This is a genomic window from Variovorax sp. J2P1-31, assembly GCF_030317215.1.
In the GTDB taxonomy this organism is placed as follows: domain Bacteria; phylum Pseudomonadota; class Gammaproteobacteria; order Burkholderiales; family Burkholderiaceae_C; genus Variovorax.
On sequence record NZ_JASZYA010000003.1, the window covers coordinates 123,294 to 145,039 of the forward strand.

At 69.6% G+C, this 21,746-nt stretch carries 20 protein-coding genes; 5 read left to right on the forward strand and 15 right to left on the reverse strand.

Annotated features, from left to right (window positions below; translation table 11 throughout):
• Positions 1-45 precede the first annotated feature (45 nt).
• Entirely contained in the window at positions 46-360 is a 315-nt protein-coding gene (gene rpsT, locus QTI20_RS20505) for a 30S ribosomal protein S20 (RefSeq protein ID WP_183025535.1), read from the forward strand.
• A 125-nt stretch (positions 361-485) separates the two neighbouring features.
• On the opposite strand, the gene QTI20_RS20510 is transcribed toward rpsT, so the two are convergent.
• From QTI20_RS20510 to QTI20_RS20530, 5 genes are all read right to left on the reverse strand, one after another.
• Positions 486-1,931, reverse strand: a complete 1,446-nt coding sequence (locus QTI20_RS20510) for an amidohydrolase family protein (protein WP_286554687.1) — start codon at positions 1,929-1,931, stop codon at positions 486-488.
• A 47-nt stretch (positions 1,932-1,978) separates the two neighbouring features.
• The gene (locus QTI20_RS20515) at positions 1,979-2,731 is read right to left on the reverse strand and encodes a sulfite exporter TauE/SafE family protein (protein WP_503011830.1); all 753 of its coding nucleotides are present in this window, start codon (positions 2,729-2,731) and stop codon (positions 1,979-1,981) included.
• A complete protein-coding gene (locus QTI20_RS20520; protein ID WP_286554686.1) occupies positions 2,731-3,996 on the reverse strand; it encodes an MFS transporter in 1,266 nt (421 codons plus the stop codon). Before QTI20_RS20520 ends, QTI20_RS20515 begins: the two co-directional genes overlap by 1 nt.
• 90 nt (positions 3,997-4,086) lie before the next feature.
• The gene (locus tag QTI20_RS20525; RefSeq protein WP_286554685.1) at positions 4,087-4,965 is read right to left on the reverse strand and encodes a polysaccharide deacetylase family protein; all 879 of its coding nucleotides are present in this window, start codon (positions 4,963-4,965) and stop codon (positions 4,087-4,089) included.
• Between the two features lie 37 nt (positions 4,966-5,002).
• Positions 5,003-5,716 carry a fumarylacetoacetate hydrolase family protein gene (locus QTI20_RS20530; protein ID WP_286554684.1) on the reverse strand — a complete coding sequence of 238 codons (714 nt, stop codon included), beginning with the start codon at positions 5,714-5,716 and terminating at the stop codon, positions 5,003-5,005.
• A 124-nt stretch (positions 5,717-5,840) separates the two neighbouring features.
• Here QTI20_RS20530 and QTI20_RS20535 point away from each other — a divergent pair, with 124 nt between their 5' ends.
• Positions 5,841-6,821, forward strand: a complete 981-nt coding sequence (locus QTI20_RS20535; protein ID WP_286554683.1) for an AraC family transcriptional regulator — start codon at positions 5,841-5,843, stop codon at positions 6,819-6,821.
• Positions 6,822-6,873: 52 nt separating this feature from the next.
• Here QTI20_RS20535 and QTI20_RS20540 read toward each other — a convergent pair whose 3' ends face one another.
• Both QTI20_RS20540 and QTI20_RS20545 read right to left on the reverse strand, forming a co-directional pair.
• Positions 6,874-8,898: a carboxylesterase/lipase family protein gene (locus QTI20_RS20540; RefSeq protein ID WP_286554682.1), complete on the reverse strand. Its 2,025-nt coding sequence runs from the start codon at positions 8,896-8,898 to the stop codon at positions 6,874-6,876.
• A 108-nt stretch (positions 8,899-9,006) separates the two neighbouring features.
• Positions 9,007-11,046, reverse strand: coding sequence for a carboxylesterase family protein (locus QTI20_RS20545; RefSeq protein WP_286554681.1), 2,040 nt, complete (start codon positions 11,044-11,046; stop codon positions 9,007-9,009).
• 151 nt (positions 11,047-11,197) lie between these two features.
• Between QTI20_RS20545 and QTI20_RS20550 the strand changes: the two genes are divergently transcribed.
• Complete coding sequence (locus tag QTI20_RS20550) at positions 11,198-11,866, forward strand: TetR/AcrR family transcriptional regulator (RefSeq protein WP_286554680.1); 669 nt, start codon at positions 11,198-11,200, stop codon at positions 11,864-11,866.
• 31 nt (positions 11,867-11,897) lie between these two features.
• On the opposite strand, the gene QTI20_RS20555 is transcribed toward QTI20_RS20550, so the two are convergent.
• Entirely contained in the window at positions 11,898-12,224 is a 327-nt protein-coding gene (locus tag QTI20_RS20555) for a DUF3579 domain-containing protein (protein WP_183025543.1), read from the reverse strand.
• 159 nt (positions 12,225-12,383) lie between these two features.
• Between QTI20_RS20555 and QTI20_RS20560 the strand changes: the two genes are divergently transcribed.
• Positions 12,384-13,589 (forward strand): aspartate aminotransferase family protein, encoded by a 1,206-nt coding sequence (locus QTI20_RS20560; protein ID WP_286554678.1) that lies wholly within the window; start codon positions 12,384-12,386, stop codon positions 13,587-13,589.
• Complete coding sequence (argF, locus tag QTI20_RS20565) at positions 13,586-14,530, forward strand: ornithine carbamoyltransferase (protein ID WP_183025545.1); 945 nt, start codon at positions 13,586-13,588, stop codon at positions 14,528-14,530. Before QTI20_RS20560 ends, argF begins: the two co-directional genes overlap by 4 nt.
• Positions 14,531-14,551: 21 nt before the next feature.
• Here argF and QTI20_RS20570 read toward each other — a convergent pair whose 3' ends face one another.
• The 7 genes from QTI20_RS20570 to QTI20_RS20600 all read right to left on the reverse strand — a co-directional run bounded on the left by QTI20_RS20570 (position 14,552) and on the right by QTI20_RS20600 (position 21,559).
• Positions 14,552-15,298, reverse strand: a complete 747-nt coding sequence (locus QTI20_RS20570) for an aspartate/glutamate racemase family protein (protein WP_286554676.1) — start codon at positions 15,296-15,298, stop codon at positions 14,552-14,554.
• A gap of 5 nt (positions 15,299-15,303) precedes the next feature.
• On the reverse strand, positions 15,304-16,725 hold the full coding sequence (gene hydA / locus QTI20_RS20575) for a dihydropyrimidinase (RefSeq protein WP_286554675.1): 1,422 nt from the start codon (positions 16,723-16,725) through the stop codon (positions 15,304-15,306).
• Between the two features lie 154 nt (positions 16,726-16,879).
• Positions 16,880-17,671 carry an SDR family NAD(P)-dependent oxidoreductase gene (locus QTI20_RS20580; protein ID WP_286554674.1) on the reverse strand — a complete coding sequence of 264 codons (792 nt, stop codon included), beginning with the start codon at positions 17,669-17,671 and terminating at the stop codon, positions 16,880-16,882.
• Positions 17,664-18,680 carry an NAD-dependent epimerase/dehydratase family protein gene (locus QTI20_RS20585; protein ID WP_286554673.1) on the reverse strand — a complete coding sequence of 339 codons (1,017 nt, stop codon included), beginning with the start codon at positions 18,678-18,680 and terminating at the stop codon, positions 17,664-17,666. Before QTI20_RS20585 ends, QTI20_RS20580 begins: the two co-directional genes overlap by 8 nt.
• A gap of 1 nt (position 18,681) precedes the next feature.
• Positions 18,682-19,452 carry an ABC transporter ATP-binding protein gene (locus QTI20_RS20590; RefSeq protein ID WP_219210137.1) on the reverse strand — a complete coding sequence of 257 codons (771 nt, stop codon included), beginning with the start codon at positions 19,450-19,452 and terminating at the stop codon, positions 18,682-18,684.
• Between the two features lies 1 nt (position 19,453).
• Positions 19,454-20,311, reverse strand: coding sequence for an ABC transporter permease (locus QTI20_RS20595; protein WP_286554672.1), 858 nt, complete (start codon positions 20,309-20,311; stop codon positions 19,454-19,456).
• Positions 20,312-20,563: 252 nt separating this feature from the next.
• Positions 20,564-21,559 carry an ABC transporter substrate-binding protein gene (locus QTI20_RS20600; RefSeq protein ID WP_286554671.1) on the reverse strand — a complete coding sequence of 332 codons (996 nt, stop codon included), beginning with the start codon at positions 21,557-21,559 and terminating at the stop codon, positions 20,564-20,566.
• Positions 21,560-21,746 lie beyond the last annotated feature (187 nt).

Genomic DNA, 21,746 nt, shown 5'->3' on the forward strand with positions numbered 1-21,746 from the left:
ATCTTTGGCTTTGCTGCATCATCCCCAGACACAAGGAACCTAATAATGGCATCCGCAAAACCCAAAAAGAAGAACCCGCGCCTGGCGTCGGGCCGCAAGCGCGTCCGCCAGGACGTCAAGCTCAACGCTGCGAACACCTCGCTGCGCTCCAAATACCGTACCGCGGTCAAGAACGTCGAGAAGGCCGTGCTGGCCGGCGACAAGACCAAGGCCACCGAACTCTTCGCGAAGGCCCAGAGCATCGTCGACACCGTCGCCGACAAGGGCATCTTCCACAAGAACAAGGCTGCTCGCGACAAGAGCCGCCTGTCGGCCAAGGTCAAGGCACTCGCCCTGGCCGCACCGGCGACCGCCGCCTGACCCTGTCAGGCCAAGCCCGGACTGGTTTCCAGTCCGCCGTTTGACAGGGGTGCGCTGCAGCAAAGTGCAAAAAGTGAAAAACCGCCTTCGGGCGGTTTTTTCATTTCTGCCTTCCCCACCGACGATCAGAAGACCAGCTTGTCCCCCGCCGCGGCCCGGATCCGGGTGGCCGAGGCCTGGGCCCGCTGGCGGATCTGCGCCAGGTTGTAGGCCGTGAGCCGGCCGTTGCGCTTGAGGATGCGGCCGTCGACCAGCACGGTGTCGACGTTGCTGCTCGTCCCGCCCTGCACGATCGCGGTCTCGATGTTGCCCACCGGCCACATGTTCAGGTCCCGGGTCCGCACCAGGATGATGTCGGCGCGCTTGCCTTCGGTGAGCGAACCGGTGACCTCGGCCAGGCCCATGGCCTTGGCGCCGTTGATCGTCGCCATCTCGATCACCTCCCGCACGCCCACGGCCTGGGCCTTCTCGCTGGGCGTGCCGGTCCACGGCACGCCCAGGTTCCAGGTGAAGCGCATCATCTCGAACATGTCCGGCGGCGCGATCGAGGTGGCGTCGCTCGACAGCGAGATCGTCAGCCCGGCCGCGCGCATCGCGAACAGCGCGGCGCGTGCATCGCCGGTGCTGCTCAGGCGCAGCTCGGAGTGCGTGGCGAAGCTCAGCGGTGTCCGGGTGCGTGCCATGGCCGCCAGGTCGGCCGGCGTGGCCGGCACGTAGTGGGCGATCATGAAATCCGGCCCCAGGTAGCCGCGCCGCTCGTAATCGACCGCGTCGACGTTGTTGGGCGCCTCCTGCGGCGCGTGGATCGCCACCGGCAGCCCGCTGGCCTTGGCGAACTTCATCTCCTCGTGGAACACCGCATCGGTGCTCTGCTGCGGGCCGCGCAGGTTCAACCCCAGGTGCACCAGGCCGTCGAGCGGCGAGCGCTCGCCGAACCACTCGCGCTGCACGCGCGGCAGGTCCTGGTAGCGGTTGACCTCGTCGGCCGGCATCTGGTCGACGTGGCCGTAGGCGTAGCGGGCGCGCAGCAGCGCCTGCCGGTGGGCGCGCAGCTCGGCGTCGGCATGGGCCGGCGAGCGCGTGTTGTGCGACCAGTTGTGCACGGTGGTGGTGCCGCCGTTGGCCAGTTCGGCGCAGCCCAGCAGCACGCTGTTGTAGAAGTCCTCGGCCGAATACAGCACCGAGGTCGCGCCTTTGGCCGGGTAGTAGGAGAAGCCGCCCTCGCGCGCGGTGAAGCTGCGGCCGATGGCGCTCCACATGTGGTAGTGCGAATTGACGAAGCCCGGCATCACGATCATGTCGGTGGCATCGATGAGCTCGGCGCCCGGCGCGCGCAGGCCCGGCCCGACCTTCTCGATCACGCCGTCGCGCACCCACACGTCGGCGCGCGGCAGCACGCCCGTGGCGCGGTCGACCGTGATCACCGCGCCGTTGCGGATCAGATAGCTGCCGCGGCGCGCGGCCGCGGGCGCCGTGCGCGCCGAGGCCGTGCCGATCAGCGCCGGCGCACCGGTGGCCGCGACCGCCAGCGCGCCGGCCATGCGGATGAACGCTCTCTTGCTTGTTGTCATGTTCCGAGCCCCGTGATGGTGAAGAAGAAGAAAAAAGGGAGGCCCGCTCAGCGGACCTTGTAGAGGAAGGCCGCGGTCATCGCGAGGCCGGTGAGCACGACGAAGCCGCGCACCAAGTCGGGCCGCAGCCGCCGTGCGAGCGTGCCGCCGGCGTAGCCGCCGAGCGTGGCGAACAGCGCCATCCACAGCGCGTGCGACCAGACGATGGCACCGCTGGCCGCATAGAGCACGACCGCGATCAGCGTGAGGATGGCCGAGACGAAGTTCTTGATGCCGTTCATGCGGCCCATGTCGGTATGGCCCAGCGCGCCCAGCACCGCGAGCAGCAGGATGCCCAGGCCGCCGTTGAAGTAGCCGCCATAGACCGCGACGGCCACGATCCCCAGATCGGCGAGCCAGGGGCCGCGCGGTTTTGCATCGATGGAACGGCGCCGCACCAGCCCCGGGCCGATGGCGAACAGCAGCGTCGCGGCCAGCAGCAGCCAGGGCACGATGCGGGCGAAGGCCTGGTTCGAGGTCGACAGCAGCAGCGCCGCACCGGCCGCGCCGCCCAGCACCGACAGAACCGCCAGCCGCAACAGCGAGGGCGACATCGGCCCCGACAGCTCGCGCCGCATGGCCCAGGCGCCGGCCAGGTAGCCCGGCAGCAGCGCGGCGGTGCCGGTGGCGTTGGCCGACACCAGCGGCACGCCGACCATCGCCAGCGCCGGCAAGGTGAGGAAGCTGCCGCCGCCGGCCACCGCGTTGAGTGCACCGGCCAGCGCCGCGGCGCTGCCGAGCAGCGCCCAGTCGAGCAGCATCACGACGACGACTTCTTCGCGCGCGCCGGCAGCGCCATGCGGTCGGTGCGCAGCAGCAGCGTGAGCACGATCCCGAGCGCCGCCAGCAGCGTGATCTGCACGATGCCCGCCACGCTCCAGCCGAAGCGCGCCGCGATGCCGCCGATGATGAAGCCCGCGAAGGCGCCGGCACCGTAGAGCGTGGTCACGAACACGCCCGTGGCGCGGTTGGTGAGCGCGGCCCGCACGGCCTTGATGTGGTAGCCGGCCAGGTTCACGTACAACACGCCGCTCACCACGAAGCCCCAGGCGAAGGACAGCACCGACTGCACGCCGATGCCGGTCGGCCCGGAGAACATCAGGAAGCCCAGCAGGCCGGTGCCGAGAAAGCTCAGCGACAGCACGAGCTTGGGATGGAAGCGGTCGCCGAGCCAGCCGCCGAAGATCGAGGCGAACACGCCGAAGCCGAAGATGCTCATCACGCGGCCGGTGTCGGCCGGCGTGTAGTGCAGGTGCTCGCGCAGGAAGGTCGGGTACATGCCCAGGTAGCCGTAGATGCACAGCCCGCCGATCACGCTCATGCCGGTCAGCAGCACGGTGTTGCGGTTCCACATCGTCGTGGCGCCGCGTTCGTCGACGCGCGTGCCCGCGGCCGCCACCTTCTCGGTCATGCGCCGGCTCACGGTGAGCGCGATCAGCGCCATGGCGCCGAAGCCCGCGAGGCCGAAGGCCAGCAGCGGCAGGCGCCAGTCGCGCTCGACGCCGATCAGGTGGCCGCCCAGCAGCGGCCCGACGATGGCGCCGATGCCGAAGGAGAAGTTGATCGCGCCCACGGCGGTCGCCCGGTAGCGCGCGAAGTAGCTGGCGGCGATCGCGATCACCACCGTGAGCTGCATGGCCTCGCCGATGCCGGTGGCGGCGCGGTAGAGGATCATGTCGGCGAAGCCGTGCGAGTAGGCGGTCAAGAGCGTGCCGGCCGAGAAGATCGCGATGCCGATCTGCAGCACCGCCTTGCGCGAGAGCCGCGCCAGCAGGTAGCCGGTGGGCACGCCGGCCACCGCCATGCCCAGCGTGAAGATGGTCGACAGCAGGCCGGTGTCGGCCAGGCCGAAGCCGAACTCGCGGCGCACGTCGGCCGCGATCAGCGGGAAGATCTGCCGGTCCATCGCGTTGAGCGCGTACGAGGCCAGCAGCACAAGGAACATGCCGATCTCCAGTGCGGTGATGGGCGCCTCGCGGCGCGCATCGCCGACGACGGAGGGAATGGCCGAGGTCGAGGGTTGCACGTGTCGTCTCCTTCTCGCCGGGCGAGAAATGTGTCTGTTGTTCGTTCTTCTGCGTGTGACATCGCCGGCGCCGCCGCGCCGGCGAGGGGTTCAGGCCGCGTTGCGCGCGGCGCCGTACCAGTCGAGGATCTGCTCGCCGGTCAGGAAGGCCACGTCCTCATGCGCCTGGATGTGGGCCAGCGCCTCGCGGAAATAGCGCAGGCGGTGCGGCGCCCCCATGATGTAGGGGTGCACCACCAGCGCCATCACGCGCGCCGAATCCTTGGCGTCGGCGTAGAGCTGCTCGAACTGGTCGATCGCGCGGTCGCGGTACTCGCTGGCCTTGTGGTGCTGGATCAGCATCATCGCCACGTCGTTGCACTCCTGCGTGTAGGGCACGTTGACGATGGTGCCGCCGTTGCGCGTCCTGAGCTCCACCGGCTGGTCGTCGAGCACCCAGTCGCAGACGTACTCGTAGCCCTGCTCGGCCAGGATGTCGGGCGTGTGCCAGGTCTCGGTCAGGCCCGGGCCCAGCCAGCCGCGCGGTCGCTTGCCGGTGTAGGCGCGGATGGCCTCGGTGGTCTTGGCGATGTCCTCGACCTCGTCGGGCACCTTCTGCATGTTGCGCTGGCCGAAGCCGTGGCCGATGAACTCCCACTGGCGTTCCTTGGCCGCGCGCGCGATCGGTTCGTAGGCCGCGATGGCCGAGCCGTTGATGGCCAGCGTGGCGCCGATGCCCAGTTGGTCGATCACTTCCAGCATGCGCCAGAAGCCCACGCGGTTGCCGTACTCGTGCCAGGCCCAGTTCGGAATGTCGGGCATCGGCGAGCCGCCGGCCGGCGGCGTGAGCACCGTGCGGGGCATGGTCTCGTCGATGTTCCATTCCTCGACGTTGACGATGACCCAGACCGCCAGGCGCTTGCCGCCGGGCAGCTGGAGCGCGGGGCGGTCGGAAATCGCCGAGTACGAGATGCGTTCGAGTGGTTTCATGGTTGCTTGCTCCTGCTTTCGATGCGGTGACGGGGGCTCAGACGATCTCGACCTGCAAGGGCGCGAGGCCCTCGATGCGGCCGACCAGCCGGTCGCCGCGCTGCACCGGGCCCACGCCTTCGGGCGTGCCGGTGTAGATCAGGTCGCCGGGGAACAGCCGGTACTGTCTGGACAGCTCGCTGACGATCTCGTGCACGTTCCAGATCATCTTCTCGAGCACCGAATCCTGCCGCGCCGCGCCGTTGACCGCGAGGCTCAGCGCGCCCGAGCGGATGTGGCCGACCTGCGCCACCGGGTGGATGGGGCCGCAGGGCGCCGAGTGGTCGAAGGACTTGCCCTGCTCCCAGGGCAGGCCGCGCTTGTTGCATTCGCGCTGGCGGTCGCGCCGCGTCATGTCCAGGCCGGCCGCATAGCCGAACACGTGCGCAAGCGAAGCCTCGGGCGACACGTCCTGGGCTTCGCTGCCGATGGCCACCACCAGCTCGAACTCGAACTGGAAGTCGTCCGTCAGCACCGGGTAGGGCACGCGGCCGTCGGTCACGACCGAGTCGGCGGGCTTCTGGAAGAAGAAGGGCGGATCGCGCTCGTCGCCCTCCTTCATCTCGCGGATGTGGGCCAGGTAGTTGCGGCCCACACAGTAGACGCGGCGCACCGGGAAGCGCTGCTCGCTGCCCACGATGGCGATGGAGACGGGCTGGACCTGCAGGCCCTCGGGGGTCGGTGCGGGGGGATTTTTCGTGTCGACGGACATCAGGTTTGTCTCTCTGGAAGGATGGAAGAAGCGTTGCTAGAGTCTAGGAACGAGGCCCCCCGGCCTCAACGCACAGGCTTGCGCAAAGCTATGCAATCCTTGCGATCTTGCGACCGGCTCCTCCATGCAACCCCTGCCCTCTTCCCTCCTCGACCTCGCGCCGCCCCGTGCCGGTGCGGCGCGTGCCGCCATCAGCAACTACACGATGGCGGCGCGGGCGCAGCGTGCCTACTTCGGCATCCACGACCAGAGCAACTGCCTGCCGAACCCGGTACCGCACCGGCACGAGTACTTCCAGATCTACGTCAACACGCGCGGCGAGACCACGCACTACATCGGCGGCAGCCAGCGCCCCATCGCGGCGGGCACGGTGAGCTTCGTGCTGCCCTTCCTGGTGCACTACATCCCGAACGCGGCCGACGGCGTGTTCCATGTGATCAACATCAGCAAGGACTACCTGCTGCCCGCGCTGGACCTCGATGTGTTCGAACTCTCGGAGGTGCCGCTGTCGCGCGCGCCCGAGCTCGCGCCCTTCCGCTTCCAGCACTGCCTGGACTTCCGCTTCGACGCGCACGAAACCGAGCAACTGCAGGATCTGTGCGAGCGCATGGCGCAGGAGGCGCAGCGCCCGCCGGGCGAGGACACGGCCAGCCACCTGCTGATCCGCAGCCACCTGCTGCACCTGATCGGCATGGTGTGGCGCCGCTACGGCGAGGACTTTCGCGACTGCGAGGTGCGGGGCATGGCGCTGCAGTCGTACCGGCCGGCGGTGCTGCGTTGCATCCGCTACATCAGCCAGAACCTGGCGCAGGAACTCACGCTGGGCGACGCGGCACAGGCCAGCCACGTCTCGGCCACGCACCTGGCCCACCTGCTCAAGGGCGAGACCGGCAAGACCTTCCTGGAGCTGGTGACCGAACGCCGCATCGAGCGCGCCAAGACGCTGCTGGTGTTCACGGCCGCCTCGGCCGCGGAGATCGGCGAGAGCACGGGCTTCGGCGAGCCCGCGCACTTCGCGCGCCGCTTCCGGCAGATGGTGGGCTCGACGCCCTCGGCCTACCGGCGCAGCTTCCAGCAGGGCGGCACGCGCACCTGGGAGGAGTGAGCGCGGGCGCTTCGCCCTTCTCGCGCCCAGCCGGGCGCCGTCGTCTTCTTCCTCAGGGGAACGCGCCGGCCAGCCCGCCGCGGACGGTCGTCGTGCCTCCCGGGCCGATCTCCAGGTACGGCTCGGTGCCGCTCGCATAGGCCGGCCAGTCGATGGCCGCCGTGCCGGGCGAGCCGTGCTTCGCGAAGTGGGTCCAGAGGCTCATCGTCGCCGCGCTGACCGCCGCATCGTCGGGCCCCCAGCCGATCGACGCCGCGATGTCGGCGACATCGCCGGCCGTGCCGCTGACCCCGTTGCCGTTCAGGTCGGCGATCGGCGGCTTGCGGCCGTCGGGCGTCAGGACCAGTCCCATCGTGTAGTTGCTCACCAGGCCCAGCGGATGGTTGAACAGGTAGGGCAGCTCGCCGCTGTGCCCGCTCTGCACGCCCATACCGGCCCAGCCGTCCGGGATTCGGCTGAAGCGGTAGACGAACTGCGGCGAGCGGTAGCTCGGAGTGCGCTGCGCCATGAAGACCGGCAGCGCGGCGCGCAGCGAGGGGTAGTCGCCCGAGGTGGCGCCGACCATCAGCGGCACGTCGCTGGGCATGCCGTCCACCATGTTCTGGCCATAGGTCTTCGCCAGGTGGCGGAAGTCCACATTGGGCCGGTAGGTCTCGCGCGGGATGCCGGCGTCGAGGTCGGCCTGCGTGAAGGCCGTCCAGGGCAGCGCACGGGCCTCGGCCAGCGTGCGCACCGACACGCGATCGAACATCGCCTTGCCGATCGCCTCGCCACCGGCCAGCGAGGCGGCCGCCGTGCCCGAGGTCGCGATGGCGTTCGCCCCGCTCTGCACGATCGCCTTGTGGAACAGTCCGGCCGCTTCGGGTGCGTTCATGAGCGCGTAGACCTTGCCGCCCCCGCCCGACTGGCCAAAGATCGTCACGTTGCCCGGATCGCCGCCGAAGGCCGCGGCGTTGGCCTGGACCCATTGCAGCGCCATCACCAGGTCCATCTGGCCGTAGTTGCCCGAGCCGCCATGGCCGCTTTCCGCGGAGAGCAGCGGATGCGCGAGGTAGCCGAAGGGGCCAAGGCGGTGGTTGACGGTGACCAGCACGACGTCCTTCGACGGCAGGCCTTCGGGGTTGTTGTACTGCCTGGAGTTCGCGGTGAGGATCGCGAACGAACCGCCGTGGAACCAGACCATCACCGGCAGCTTCGAGGCGTTCTTGGGCGCCGTCACATGGAGGTAGAGCGAGTCCTCGCTCATGCCGCCTTCGCCCAGCGGCTCCAGCGTGGGATTCTGGGCCGACTGGTCCGGCCAGCCGGTCGCCTCGCGCGTGCCGTTCCAGGTCCCGGGCGCCTGCGGCGGACGCCACCGGAGCGCCCCCACCGGCGGTTGCGCGTAGGGGATGCCCAGGTACTGCCAGGTCGTGGGCGAGGCTTCGAAGCCGCGCAGCGCACCCCCTGTGGTCTGGACCTGATGACGCGCGCCGGTGGCACGCGCGAAGTGCTCCTGCGCAGCGGCAGCACCCTTCGCCGTGCGGGGCCGCGGGTCCAGGTCGGTGAAGGCCCTGGCCTCCTCAAGCGCCGCCAGCAGCGGCGCGAGGCTGGCGCGGAATGCCGCCGATGGCTGGCTGAAATCGATCGCCCGCGCGTGCTTCGAGACGATGTCCCGCACCGCATCGCTGAGCTGGATGCCGTTGTTCAAATCCCCGTCGACGTCCAGCGTCTGCAGCAGCACCAGCCGGTTGCTCGCCTCGGGCGCCGACGCGGTGCTCGCCTTGCCGAGCACCAGGGGCGAGAGCGCGTCGGCCGCAGGCGCCGAGCCCAGCGGCAGATCGCCGATCGCGAAGCTCAAGGTCTCGCCCGCGGCATAGCGGTAGCGGCCCTCGCCATCGGTCCGGCGCGCGCCGCTCACCGAACCGCTGTAGTCCAGGCCGATCACCGGGCCGCCGGCGAAGGTGCCCAAGAGCGATGCCGAGGTGTCCGGGGGCGTGGGCGCGACCGCCGGTGGTGGGTCGGCCAGCGTCACCCCGCTCCTTCCCCCGCCGCCGCAACCCAGCAGCAGGGCCGCGCTGGCCAGGGCGGCAAGGCACATCGTCGTGCCGCGAGGGCACCGGCTTGAAGCCATTCGTTCGATCATGAAGTCTCCGTTTTTTTGGCGCGGCGGGGCACGATGCCTCGCCGCAAGGCTCAGGAATGGGAATCAGGGGAAGACGGTGGACAGGCCCGACCTGACGATCGGCGATGCCCCGAGCTCCACATAGATGTCCGTCGACGGGACATAGGCGGGCCAGTCGACCAGGCCGGCTACGCTGGGGCTGCCTGACCTCGCGAACTGGGTCCAGATCGCCAGGCTGTTCTCGATGGCCTGCGCGTCGACGCCGTCGAAGCCGGCCGAGGTGAGGATGTCCTCGGTATCGCCCGCGGACCCGGTGACGCCATTGCCGTTCAGGTCGCCGATGGCCAGCTTCGAACCGGTGGCAGGGTCGGTCACCAGGTCCAGCAGATAGTGGGTGACGACGCTGTCCGGCGCATTGAACACATAGGGCAGTTCGCCCGCATGGTTGGTCTTCACGCCCCGGGCACGCCATCCGCCCGGCACCTGGCTGAAGAGCGCTGCGTAATGCTTGCTGGCGCTGAGTTGCGACATCCAGGGCAGCACGTTCCGGGCCGTCTCGATCGGGTCGGGCGTGTCGTTGGTGTTGACCACGAGCATGAACGGGACGTCGTTGTGCGTGCGCGATTCGAAGCTCACGCGCTCGCTGTGCGGCAGGTACCGGTTGTCGATGTTGGTGTATGGCACGAGCGTCGCGAAGGCCGCCACGATCTCGGTCCAGGGCCGCCCGCGCATCTCTTCGATGGACGCTGCGCCGAGGCGCTTCTGCAGCGCCAGGCCGATGGCCTCGGCCGAGGCCAGGGTCCGCGTGTCGCGGATCAGGGTGCCGCTCTGGCTGATCGCCTTGTGGAAAAGCCCCGCCGCGCTGGGCGATGCCATGAGCGACAGCACCTTGCGGCCGCCACCCGACTCGCCAAAGATCGTCACATTGTCTGGATCGCCACCGAAGGCCGCGATGTTGGCCTTGACCCACTTCAAGGCCATCACCAGGTCCATCTGGCCGTAGTTGCCCGATCCGCCATAGCCGCTTTCCACGCTCAGGGCCGGATGGGCGATGTAGCCGAAGGGACCGAGGCGATGGTTCACCGAGACCTGCACCACGCCCTTGCCGACCAGTGTGCCAGGGTTGTTGAAAGGCTTGGTGTTGCCGGTCAACGAGGTGAAGCCGCCGCCGTGGAACCACACCATCACGGGCAGCTTCGAGGCGCTCTTGGGCGCGGTCACGTGCAGATAGAGCGAGTCCTCGCTCATGCCCCCTTCGCCGAAACGCTCGAGCGCGCTGATCTGCGCGGACTGGTCGGGCCATCCCACCGCTTCGCGCACCCCGCTCCAGGCTTTCGCGGGCTGCGGCGCCCGCCAGCGCAGGTCACCCACGGGCGGTTGCGCGTAGGGGATGCCGAGGTACTGCCACGCCGCGGGACCGGCTTCGAAACCACGCAGGGCGCCCTCGGCGGTCATCACCACCTGGCGGGGCCGGGTGGCCCGCTGGAAATGCTCCTGCGCGGCGACAGCCCCCTTCGCCGTGCGGGGCCGCGGGTCCAGGTCGGTGAACACCCTGGCCTCCTCAAGCGCCGCCAGCAGCGGCGCGAGGCTGGCGCGGAACGCCGCCGATGGCTGGCTGAAATCGATCGCCCGCGCGTGCTTCGAAACGATGCCCCGCACCGCATCGCTGAGCTGGATGCCGTTGTTCAAATCCCCGTCAACGTCCAGCGTCTGCAGCAGCACCAGCCGGTTGCTCGCCTCGGGCGCCGACGCGGTGCTCGCCTTGCCGAGCGCCAGGGGCGAGAGCGCATCGGCCGCAGGCGCCGAGCCCAGCGGCAGATCGCCGATCGCGAAGCGCAAGGTCTCGCCCGCGGCATAGCGGTAGCGGCCCTCGCCATCGGTCCGGCGCGCGCCGCTCACCGAACCGCTGTAGTCCAGGCCGATCACCGGGCCGCCGGCGAAGGTGCCCGCGAGCGATGCGGAGGTGTCCGGCGGCGTGGGCGCGACCTCCGGTGGCGGGTCGGCCAGCGTGACCCCGCTCCTTCCCCCGCCGCCGCAACCCAACAGCATCGCGGCGCTGGCCAGCGCCGCGAGCCAGAACCTGGCGGGATGGCGTCGGTCGGCCGAGGCCGCGCGCTGATTCATGAGATGTCTCCTTGTTCTGTTCAGTTCATGCGGCCCTCGCTCGCGCACGGCCGGCGCCACCTGCGGATGGCACGGCGTGATAATTCCATTGAATTAATTCAGTTGAATTAGAGATAACCCTGGCTGGCGATGCGTAGACAATCGGCGACCCATGCGAACCCCTTCCGTTCCCGCGAGCGCCAAAGGCGACGAGGCCGCCAGCGCAGGCACCCGCGAGCGCCTCCTGCTCGAGGCCATGCGTCTGTTCGCGCAGGAGGGCATGAATGCGGTCTCCCTGCGCCGCATCGTCGCGGCCGCGGGCGCGGCCAACCTGTCCGCGCTGCACTACCACTTCGGCAACCGCGCACGGGTGGTGGAAGAGGTCACTCAGATGCTCAAACGCATCCTGGTGCCGCGCTGCTGCACCCGGCTGGAGGCGCTGGGCGAGCGCGAGCACAGCGTGCGCGACGTGCTGGACGCCGCCTTCGGCCCGATGATCGACATGCTCGGCGAGCCGGGCCTGGGTCGGGACGCCGTTTGCTTCATCGGCCGGCTGGGCTGGGATTTCGGTGAGGAGGGGCAGCGCTTCTCCGCCGAGATGCACCGCGAGGTGCTGGAGATGACATTGCGCCGGCTGCAGGCGCTGCTGCCCGGCACGCCGACGGAGGTGCTGCAGTTCCGGCTGCTGCTCACCATGAACTCGCTGTATTACGGGATTTCCTACCGCAGCTATGCGCTGCGTTCGCCCTTCGGGCCGCTGTCGATGGGGCGGCGCGGCAACGCGCAGCAGGAGCGCGCCCTCTTCATGGACTACCTCGAGGCCGGCATCCGCCACCCCTGAGGCGCCGTGCGCGCCGCGGCGCTGCGGCCCGCTACTTGGCCGCCGGCGGCGGCGTGTCCGGCACGAGGCAGGCCTCGGCGATCTGCAGGCCGTTGTCGCGGGCGAAGTTCATCACGAAGTCCCAGGCCATCACGTCGTGGGCGCGCAGGTCGGCATGGACGATCACGCACTTGACGCCGCCGATCGAGGTCGGCACGCACCAGGGCGAATAGCTCAGGTGGCTGCCCGGGGTCGCGCCGCCCGGTCGGAAGGGGCTCATCACCCCGGCCAGGCGCTCGGCCCAGTCGCTGGGACGGAACGTACGGCCATCGGCCGTGATGCCCTGGATGAAAACTTCTTTGGCGTTGGGAGAAATCATCTTGGGAGGAAAGCGGCTGGCAATGGTGCTGCAGCGCACAACGATTCTATCCGGCGGCCCGGCCGGCCGGATGCGGAACGACATTGCTGCGATGCGGAATCAGCAACAACCCGGTCAACACCGCGGCCTAGAATCCCCTTCCCTTTCCCGGAGAACCGCATGAGCGCCATTGCCGAACCCACGTCGCCCCACGTCATGAACACCTACGGCCGCCTGCCGATCGCGTTGTCGCACGGCCAGGGCTGCCGAGTCTGGGACACGAACGGCCGCGTCTACCTCGACGGGCTGGGCGGCATCGCCGTGAACACGCTGGGCCACAACCACCCCGAACTGGTGCCCGCGCTGCAGGACCAGGTCGCCAAGCTGATCCACAGCTCCAACTACTACCACGTGCCCGGCCAGGAGCAGCTGGCGGCCAAGCTGACCGAGCTGTCGGGCCTGACCAACGCCTTCTTCTGTTCCACCGGCCTCGAGGCCAACGAGGCGGCGCTCAAGCTGGCGCGCAAGTTCGGCCACGACAAGGGCATCGAACGCCCCGAGATCGTGGTCTACGAAGCCGCCTTCCACGGCCGCTCGATCGCCACGCTGTCGGCCACCGGCAACCCCAAGGTCCAGAAGGGCTTCGGCCCGCTGGTCGAGGGCTTCATCCGCGTGCCGCTCAACGACATCGAAGCCATCAGGAAGGCCACCGAAGGCAACCCCAACGTGGTGGCCGTGTTCTTCGAGACCATCCAGGGCGAAGGCGGCATCCACCCGATGCGCATCGAGTACCTCAAGCAGGTGCGCGCGCTGTGCGACGAGCGCGACTGGCTGCTGATGATCGACGAGGTGCAGTGCGGCATGGGCCGCACCGGCAAGTGGTTCGCCCACCAGTGGGCCGGCATCAAGCCCGATGTGATGCCGCTGGCCAAGGGCCTCGGCTCGGGCGTGCCGATCGGCGCGGTCGTGGCCGGCCCCAAGGCCGCCAACATCTTCGGCCCCGGCAACCACGGCACCACCTTCGGCGGCAACCCGCTGGCGATGCGTGCCGGTGTCGAGACCATCCGCATCATGGAAGAGCACAAGCTGCTCGAGAACGCAGCCACCGTCGGTGCCCACCTCAAGGCCGCGCTCGAGCGCGAGTTCGAAGGCCTGGCCGGCGTGAAGGAAGTGCGCGGCCAGGGCCTGATGCTGGGCATCGAGCTCGACCGTCCCTGCGGCGTGATCCTGAACCGCGCCTGCGAGGCCGGCCTGCTGCTCTCGGTCACGGCCGACAGCGTGATCCGCCTGGTGCCGCCGCTGATCCTCAGCGTGGCCGAGGCCGACGAGATCGTCGCCATCCTGGCGCCGCTGGTGAAGACTTTCCTCGCGGAGCCCAAGCCATGAGCACCTCGAGCCCCGCCGCAGCGCCGATCCGGCACTACCTGCAGTTCTCCGACCTCTCGGCCGAGGAGTACGGCTACCTGTTCGAGCGCGCCGCGCTGATCAAGAAGAAGTTCAAGGCCTACGAGCGCCACCAGCCGCTGGTCGACCGCACGCTGGCGATGATCTTCGAGAAGGCCTCGACGCGCACCCGCGTGAGCTTCGAGGCCGGCATGTACCAGCTGGGCGGCAGCGTGGTGAACCTCACCACCGGCGACAGCCAGCTGGGCCGCGCCGAACCGATCGAGGACAGCGCCAAGGTCATCAGCCGCATGGTCGACATCGTGATGATCCGCACCTTCGGCCAGGACAAGATCGACGCCTTCGCCGCCAACTCGCGCGTGCCGGTCATCAACGGCCTCACCAACGAGTTCCATCCCTGCCAGATCCTGGCCGACATCTTCACCTTCATCGAGCACCGCGGCTCGATCAAGGGCAAGACGGTGGCCTGGGTGGGCGACGGCAACAACATGGCCAACAGCTGGCTGCAGGCCAGCGAGATCCTGGGCTTCAAGGTGCACCTGAGCACGCCCAGCGGCTACGAGGTCGACCAGTCGATCGCGGGCATCCGCTCGGCCGAGAGCTACAAGGTCTTCAAGGACCCGATGGAAGCCTGCCGCGGCGCCGACCTGGTGACCACCGACGTCTGGACCAGCATGGGCTACGAGGCCGAGAACGACGCGCGCCGCACCGCCTTCGCCGACTGGTGCGTCGATGCCGAGATGATGCGCGTGGCCCAGCCCGACGCGCTGTTCATGCACTGCCTGCCCGCGCACCGCGGCGAGGAAGTCGAGGCCGAGGTGATCGACGGGCCGCAGTCGGTGGTCTGGGACGAGGCCGAGAACCGGCTGCACATGCAGAAGGCGCTGATGGAGTTCCTGCTGCTGGGCCGCCTGACGGCCTGACGGGAGCGCCGCGGCGCCCGTTCAGCGGCGCTGCAGCAACAGACGCTCGATCGCCGGCGGCAGCCCGGCGTTGGGCTTGAGCGGCGGCGGCGCGAAGCTGCCCCGGGTCGCCTTGCCGGGCGCCAGGGCCACCAGCGACTCGGCATGCCGCACCGCGCTCGACACGCCATCCACCACCGGCACCGGCAGCTCGCCGCGCAGCGTGCGCGCCAGGCCCGCCAGGGGCGCGCCGGCCAGCACGACGACCTCGGCACCGTCCTCCTCCACCGCGCGCAGGCACAGCGCGCGCAGCGCCTGCGCATGGTCGGTCTGCACGCTGCCGATGCCCGGCAGCGGCTGGTCGAGCGCGCGGATGCTCGCCAGCCGGCCGACCAGGCCGTTGGCCTCGACCACCTCGCGGTACCAGGCGCTGATGCGCTGCGAGATCGCGACGATCGAGAAGCGATGGCCCAGCAGGCAGGCGCTGGCCAGCGCCGACTCGGTGAGCCCGAGCACCGGCATCGGCAGCACCTCGCGCAGGCCGCCCAGGCCCGGGTCGCCGAAGGCCGCCACGATCACCGCGTCGTGGCCCTCGGCCTGCTCGGCCGCCACCTGCGCCACCGCATAGGCGCCGATCAGCGCCTCGAAGCGGGTCTCGATGTAGGCCACGCCGAAGGGCGCGGTCTTCATCGTGAGCTGCGTGTCGCTCGCCATGCTGCGGCGCGCCTCGGCCTCGATCAGCGCGGTGACGCTCTCGGAGATGTTGGGGTTGATGATCAGCAGGCGCATTGCATTCACCCCGCGCGCCGCGCCGGCAGCAGCGAGGGCCTGCCGCAGGCCAGCAGTTCGCCGCGCCCGCGCCGCGGATGGAATTCCTGCCCGTCCCACACCACCTCGCCGCGGCTGATCGTGAGCCCGGGCCAGGCCTTCAGGCGCATGCCCTCGTAGGGCGTGTAGTCGACCGCGTGGTGCAGCTTCGCGTTCTCGATCACCACCTCGCGCTCGTCCCACACCACCAGGTCCGCATCGGCGCCGATCGCGATCGTGCCCTTGCGCGGGTGCAGGCCGTAGGCCTTGGCCGGCCCGGTGGCTGTGAGGTCGACGAAGCGATTGGCCGTCATGCGGCCGGCCAGCACGCCCTCGGACCACAGCAGCGCCATGCGCGTCTCCAGGCCCGGGATGCCGTTGGGGATGTGGCGGAAGGCCACCTCCTCGCCGCCGGGCTTCTTGCCCTCGGGCGCGTCGTACTTGAAGGGCGCGTGGTCGGAAGAGAAGACGGTGAACAGCCCGTCGTTGAGCCCGTCCCAGATCACCTGCTGGTTGGCCTTGTCGCGCGGCGGCGGGCTGCAGACGCACTTGGCACCCTTGTAGCTGTCGTCGATGCCCAGGTCTTCCGCGGTGAGGAACAGGTACTGCGGGCAGGTCTCGGCGAACACGTTCAAGCCATGCGCGCGGGCCCAGCGGATCTGCTCGACCGCCTCGCGGCCCGACACGTGGACGATCAGGATCGGCACGTCGACCAGCTCGGCCAGCGCGATCGCGCGGTGCGTGGCCTCGCGCTCGACCAGCATCGGCCGCGCATGCGCATGGAAGCGCGGCGCGGTGCGGCCCGCGGCCTCGAGCCGGCGCGTGAGCCACTCGATGCAATCGGAGTTCTCGGCATGCAGCATCGCCATCGCGCCTTCCTGGCGCGCGACGTCGAGCACGTCGAGGATCTGGCCGTCGTCGAGCTTCATGTCGTCGTAGGTCATGTAGATCTTGAAGGAGGTGAAGCCCTCGCGGATCAGCGCGGGCAACTCGACCTTCAGCACCTCGGGCGTGGGGTCGCTCACGATCAGGTGGAAGGCGTAGTCCACATGCGCCTTGCCCTCGGCGCGCGCGCGGTAGTCCTCGACCGCCGCGCGCAGCGACTGCCCCTTGTGCTGGGCCGCGAAGGGGATCACGGTGGTGGTGCCACCGCAGGCCGCCGAGCGCGTGCCGCTGTCGAAGTCGTCGGCCATGCGCTGGGGCGGCGGCATCGGCTGGTCGAGGTGGCAGTGCGCATCGACGCCGCCGGGCGTGACGGTGCGGCCGGCCGCATCGATCTCGCGCGCGCCCGGCCCGAGGCCCGCGCCCAGTTGCACGATGCGGCCGGCGCGGATGCCGATGTCGCAGTCGAAGGTGTCGGAAGCGGTCACGGCGCGCGCGTTGCGGATGACGAGGTCGAAGTCGGACATGGGAGGTGTGCGGGGTGAGGGATATTCAGAGGGGATCGAAGGGCAGTCCGTGCCAGGGCACCCGCGGAACCGGCTTTGCCGGGCCGCCGGGTGCGCCCCCCTGAGGGGGGGATGGGACGGCCACACGCAGTGAGGCCGGTCAAACGGGGGTGGGTCATGCCGCCATCCAGCCGCCGTCGACCATCAACTCGGTGCCGGTGATGAAGCGCGCGTCGCTGCTGGCCAGGAACAGCACCGCGCGCGCCACGTCGTCGGGCCGGCCCAGCCGGGGCCAGGGCGTGCGGCGCTCGGCGCGTTCCATCACCACGGGGTCGATGGCCCGGCCGCCGGCGCCGGTCTGGATCTTGCCGGGGGCGACCGCGTTGCAGACGATCTGCTGCGCCGCGTAGTCGGCCGCGACCTGGCGCGTGAGGTAGGCGGTGCCGGCCTTGCTGGTGCCGTAGGCCAGGTCGCCCGGCGCGGCGATGAGGCCGTGCTGCGAGGACAGGTTCACGATGCGCCCGCGCACCTCGTCGACCGGCGCCTGCCGCACCATCTGGCGCACCGCCGCGCGGCAGCAGCGGTAGACGCCGCCCAGGTTCACGTCGAGCACGCGCAGCCAGTCGGCCTCCTCGAGTTCGAGCAAGGGCCGCGCATGGCGGATGCAGGCGTTGTTGACCAGCACGTCGAGCCGGCCGAAGCGCGCGACGGCCTGCTCGACCAACGCATCGACCTGCTCGGTGCGCGCCACGTCGGTTGCGATGAAGACGGCCTGGCCGCCTTCCGCCGCGATCACTTCCGCGGTCGGCGCGCCGCCTTCGATGACCTCGGTCGTGACGTCGGCCACCACCACCGTCGCGCCCTGCGCGGCCAGCGTGCGCGCGATCGCGCGGCCGATGCCCGAGGCGGCACCGGTGACGATGCAGACCTGGCCGGCCATGCGTTGGGAGGATGAGGAATCAGGCATGGGCAGGATGCGACAGGCGCCGCGTGCGAGGTGAAAGGCCTTGGCCGTCGCGCCAGGCCAGGAAGTCCTTGGCCGCGGCCGCGAGGTCGAAGCGCGGCGAGAAGCCGGTGTCGGCGCGCAGGTGGTCGATGGCCATGGGCGCACGGTCGTAAGGCGCGTAGTAGTCGACGTTGGCCGGCTCGCCCTCGCGCGCCAGCCGCCAGTCGAAGCCCGGATGGCGCGCGGCCACCGCGGCGCACCACTCGGTCATCGCGCCGCTGAAGCCCGCGGCCACGTTGTAGACGGCGCGGGGCAGGTGCGGACGGTCGAGCAGCGCGCTGATCGCGGCCGCCACGTCGCGCACGTAGAGCCAGTCGCGCTGGCCCGCGCGCGGCAGCACGACCGGCTCGCCGCGCTCGGCCAGGCGCAGGATCTGCAGCGGTGCGCTGAGCGTGTCGCGCACGCCGGTGTCGGCCTCCCAGGGCCCGAAGCAGGTGCCCAGCCGGCCCACCACCAGGTCGAGGCCGTGCAGCGCCGCCAGCCGCAGTGCCGCGCCCTCGGCCGCCTGCTTGGAGATGCCGTAGAGGCCTTCGGGCCGCAGCGGTGTCGTGTCTTCGCACAGCGCCTCGGCGCCCTCGCCGCTCGCGCCATAGACCGAGCCCGAGCTCGCATGCAGCACCCGCGTCACGCCGCAGGCCGCGGCGGCCGTGAGCGCCGCGATCACGCCGCCCACGTTGACGTCGAAGATCGCGCCCGGCGTGGCGCGCTCGCGCTGCGCATCGGCGGTGATCGCGGCCAGCGTCACCAGCCGCTGTGGCCGGTGCGCGGCCATGGCCTGCTGCAGCGCATCGGCATCGCGCACGTCGCCCAGTTCCATCGCGAAGCGCCCCGGCAGGCCCTCGAAGGCCCGCAGCGCGGCGGGCGGCGGCGCGGCGCGGTCGAAGCCGACCACGTCCTCCCCGCGCCACAGCAGGTGCTCGGTCAGCGCCAGGCCGACGAAGCCGCAGGCGCCGGTGACGAAGGTCGACACCTCAGGCCTCCGTGGCCACGGGCTCGGGGCGCAGCAGCGACAGGATGTGGCGCTTGGCGTCGTTGAACTCGGGGCTGGTCGGGTCGCGCGGGCGCGGCAGGTCGACGGTGATCATCTCGCGGATGCGGCCGGGCCGCGCCGACATCACGGCCACGTGCGTGCCCAGCGCCAGCGATTCGTCGATGCCGTGGGTCACGAAGACGATGGTGCTCTGGCTGTCGCGCCAGATGCGCACCAGCTCGGCATGCATCTCCATCTTGGTCTGCTCGTCGAGGGCGCCGAAGGGCTCGTCCATCAGGATCACCTCGGGGTTCATGAGCAGTGCGCGCGCGATGCCCACGCGCTGGTTCATGCCGCCCGAGAGCTCGCTCGGGAAGTGGTTCTCGAAGCCCTTGAGGTTGACCATCTCGATGAAGTGCTGCGCCTTCTTGCGCCGCAGTTCCTTGCCCACGCCCTGCATCGTGAGGTGGAAGGCCACGTTCTCCCAGACGCTGAGCCAGGGCATCAGCGTGGGCTGCTGGAACACCACGCCGCGGTCGGCGCCGGGCGCGCTCACGATCTGGCCGCCCACGCGCACCGTGCCCGAACTGGGCTTGTCGAAGCCCGCGATCAGGTTCAGCAGCGTCGACTTGCCGCAGCCGCTCGGGCCCAGCAGGCACAGGAACTCGTTGCGCGCCACGTGCAGGCTCACGTTGTCGAGCGCCTTGACCGAGCCCTTGCGCTTGGGGTCGTCGAACAGCCGCGTGGCGTTGTTGATTTCGATCAGGCTCATCTCAGGCCTCCTTGGTGGTGCCGCGCTGCCAACGCAGCACGCGGGCGGCGATCAGCTTGATCGCCAGGTCGCTCAGGAAGCCGAGCAGGCCGATGCTGACCATCGCGGCGATCACGATGTCGTAGCGCAGGAAGTAGTACGAATCCCAGAGCACATAGCCCACGCCGCTCTTCACCGCCACCATCTCGGCGGTGACGGTCAGCATCCAGGCCGAGCCGATCGCGATGCGCAGGCCCGAGAAGATGCTCGGCAGCGCGGCCGGGAACACGATGTAGCGCAGCAGCTTGCCCGGCGTGCCGCCGGTCATGGCGCCGGCGCGCAGCAGGTTGCGGTCGCAACTCTTCACGCCGTGGATGGTGCTCAGCAGCACCGGGAAGAAGGAGCCCAGGAAGACCAGGAAGATGGCGGGCTTGTCGGCGATGCCGAACCAGATGATGGCCAGCGGAATCCACGACACCGGCGGCACCGGCCGCAGGATCTGCAGCACCGGCTCGATCAGCCGCTCCACCGTGCGCGACCAGCCGATCGCCATGCCGATGCCCACGCCCAGCACGGTCGAGATCGCGAAGCCCGCGAACACCCGCAGCGCACTCGACGCCACGTCCTGGATCCAGTGCCCGCTGTAGGTCTGCGTGTTGCCATCGGTCGCGAACACCCAGTCGGCCCAGGCCACCAGCACCTGCGAAGGCGCCGGCAGCAGCGCAGGCGGCAACACCCCCGAGCGCGAGAAGATCTCCCAGCCCACGAGCAGCAGGACCGGCACGATCGCACGCTCGATGCGGCCATAGAGCCGCTTCCAGAGCGGCACGGCGGCCACCGGCGCCTGCGCCGCGGGGAGTGAAGTGGATAGCTGTGTCATCTGCAAAACCTTTTCTCTTTCAATGCGCAGTGCGCCCTTCCCTTTCCTCGGACCCCTTCGCGGGCACCCGCGGAACCGGCTTAGCCGGGCCGCCGGGTGCGCCCCCTCGAGGGGGAGCGGCTACACGCAGTGAGCCGATCGGGGGTGGTCCGGACCCCTTAGTGGGCACCCATGGATCCGGCTTTGCCGGGCCATCGGGTGCGCCCCCTTGAGGGGGGACCGGCTACACGCAGTGAGCCGTTCGGGGGTGGGTCAATACCCCAGGGCGGACTTGGGCTTGCCCGTGACCGCCTCCAGGAAGCGGTAGTCCATGTTCTTCTCCACCGCCGCGCTCACGTCGGTGTTGATGTACTTGAGGTCGCGCATCATCCTGGCGATGGCCACGGCCGAGGCGCGGTGCATCTCGTAGTCGGGGTAGAGGTTCGCGACCGCGCCGGTGGCGACGGCCTTGTCCAGGCCCGTGACCTTCTGGATGGTGTCGACGAACAGGGTCTTGTTGCTGCTCATCAGGTCGTTGACCTTGACGATGGAGCGCACCGTTTCTTCCACGCCCTTGGAACGCGAGGCGATCACGTCGGAGCGCGTCACGATCAGGTTGGTGAGCTTGCCCGCGGCCTGGTCGTAGGGGTAGGCGAAGAGCTTGGCGGCCTTGACTTCGCGGATCTGGGTGGCGAAGGGGTCGACCGAGCAGATCAGCTCGACCTCGCCGCGGCGCAGCGCCTGCACATGGTCCGAGGGGTTCGGGATGTTGACGAACTGCACGTCCTTGTTGATGTCGATGCCCTGCTTGGCGAAGGCGCCGCGCATGTGGATGTCCTGCGCATTGCCGCGCGAGGCCGCCACGCGGAAGGGCTTGCCCTGGGCCTTGTAGTCGGCGATCAGCTTCTTCAGGCCGGCCCAGTCGTTCTCGGCCAGCGGCAGGTCGTTGCCCACCAGGATCTGCGAGCCGCCGTTGATCTGGCCCGAGATCGCCACCACGTCGAAGCCCTTGTCAAGCGCGGTGGCGTAGTGCAGGTAGGTGACCTGGGCCACGTCGATGCTCTTGGACAGCAGCGCGGTCAGCACGTCGTTGCCGGTGTTGAAGGCGATGGCCTCGAGCTTCACGCCGGTGGCGTTCTCGGGCGTGAGCGCCAGCGGCGTGCAGTGCGCGCACTTGGCGTAGCCGAGCTTGATCGCGTCCTGGGCCTGGCTGGCCATCGGCAGCACCGCGGCCGCCAGGAAGAAGAGTTGGGCAATGAACTTGAACATGGGTTCCCCGGGATGGTGGATGGCACCGCGATGTCGGTGCCTGCCCTTGCTCAGCAAATGACGTGCCAGCTTTGTATCCAATCCATCCTATCGACCTTCTCCCCCGGGGAACACGGGGAATAGCGGCATTTCCTCTGGCCATCGAAGCCAATTCATCGCACAGATTGGATACAAAGTTCCCGCCGAT

Excerpts from the sequence above, each read along its gene's own strand:
- argF (WP_183025545.1), top strand. The coding sequence starts at position 13,586 with ATGAGCACCTCGAGCCCCGCCGCAGCGCCGATCCGGCACTACCTGCAG.
- QTI20_RS20510 (WP_286554687.1), bottom strand. The coding sequence starts at position 1,931 with ATGACAACAAGCAAGAGAGCGTTCATCCGCATGGCCGGCGCGCTGGCG.
- hydA (WP_286554675.1), bottom strand. The coding sequence starts at position 16,725 with ATGTCCGACTTCGACCTCGTCATCCGCAACGCGCGCGCCGTGACCGCT.
- rpsT (WP_183025535.1), top strand. The coding sequence starts at position 46 with ATGGCATCCGCAAAACCCAAAAAGAAGAACCCGCGCCTGGCGTCGGGC.
- QTI20_RS20560 (WP_286554678.1), top strand. The coding sequence starts at position 12,384 with ATGAGCGCCATTGCCGAACCCACGTCGCCCCACGTCATGAACACCTAC.
- QTI20_RS20570 (WP_286554676.1), bottom strand. The coding sequence starts at position 15,298 with ATGCGCCTGCTGATCATCAACCCCAACATCTCCGAGAGCGTCACCGCG.
- QTI20_RS20590 (WP_219210137.1), bottom strand. The coding sequence starts at position 19,452 with ATGAGCCTGATCGAAATCAACAACGCCACGCGGCTGTTCGACGACCCC.
- QTI20_RS20595 (WP_286554672.1), bottom strand. The coding sequence starts at position 20,311 with ATGACACAGCTATCCACTTCACTCCCCGCGGCGCAGGCGCCGGTGGCC.
- QTI20_RS20600 (WP_286554671.1), bottom strand. The coding sequence starts at position 21,559 with ATGTTCAAGTTCATTGCCCAACTCTTCTTCCTGGCGGCCGCGGTGCTG.
- QTI20_RS20580 (WP_286554674.1), bottom strand. The coding sequence starts at position 17,671 with ATGCCTGATTCCTCATCCTCCCAACGCATGGCCGGCCAGGTCTGCATC.
- QTI20_RS20530 (WP_286554684.1), bottom strand. The coding sequence starts at position 5,716 with ATGTCCGTCGACACGAAAAATCCCCCCGCACCGACCCCCGAGGGCCTG.
- QTI20_RS20540 (WP_286554682.1), bottom strand. The coding sequence starts at position 8,898 with ATGTGCCTTGCCGCCCTGGCCAGCGCGGCCCTGCTGCTGGGTTGCGGC.
- QTI20_RS20545 (WP_286554681.1), bottom strand. The coding sequence starts at position 11,046 with ATGAATCAGCGCGCGGCCTCGGCCGACCGACGCCATCCCGCCAGGTTC.
- QTI20_RS20555 (WP_183025543.1), bottom strand. The coding sequence starts at position 12,224 with ATGATTTCTCCCAACGCCAAAGAAGTTTTCATCCAGGGCATCACGGCC.
- QTI20_RS20550 (WP_286554680.1), top strand. The coding sequence starts at position 11,198 with ATGCGAACCCCTTCCGTTCCCGCGAGCGCCAAAGGCGACGAGGCCGCC.
- QTI20_RS20515 (WP_503011830.1), bottom strand. The coding sequence starts at position 2,731 with ATGCTGCTCGACTGGGCGCTGCTCGGCAGCGCCGCGGCGCTGGCCGGT.
- QTI20_RS20525 (WP_286554685.1), bottom strand. The coding sequence starts at position 4,965 with ATGAAACCACTCGAACGCATCTCGTACTCGGCGATTTCCGACCGCCCC.
- QTI20_RS20535 (WP_286554683.1), top strand. The coding sequence starts at position 5,841 with ATGCAACCCCTGCCCTCTTCCCTCCTCGACCTCGCGCCGCCCCGTGCC.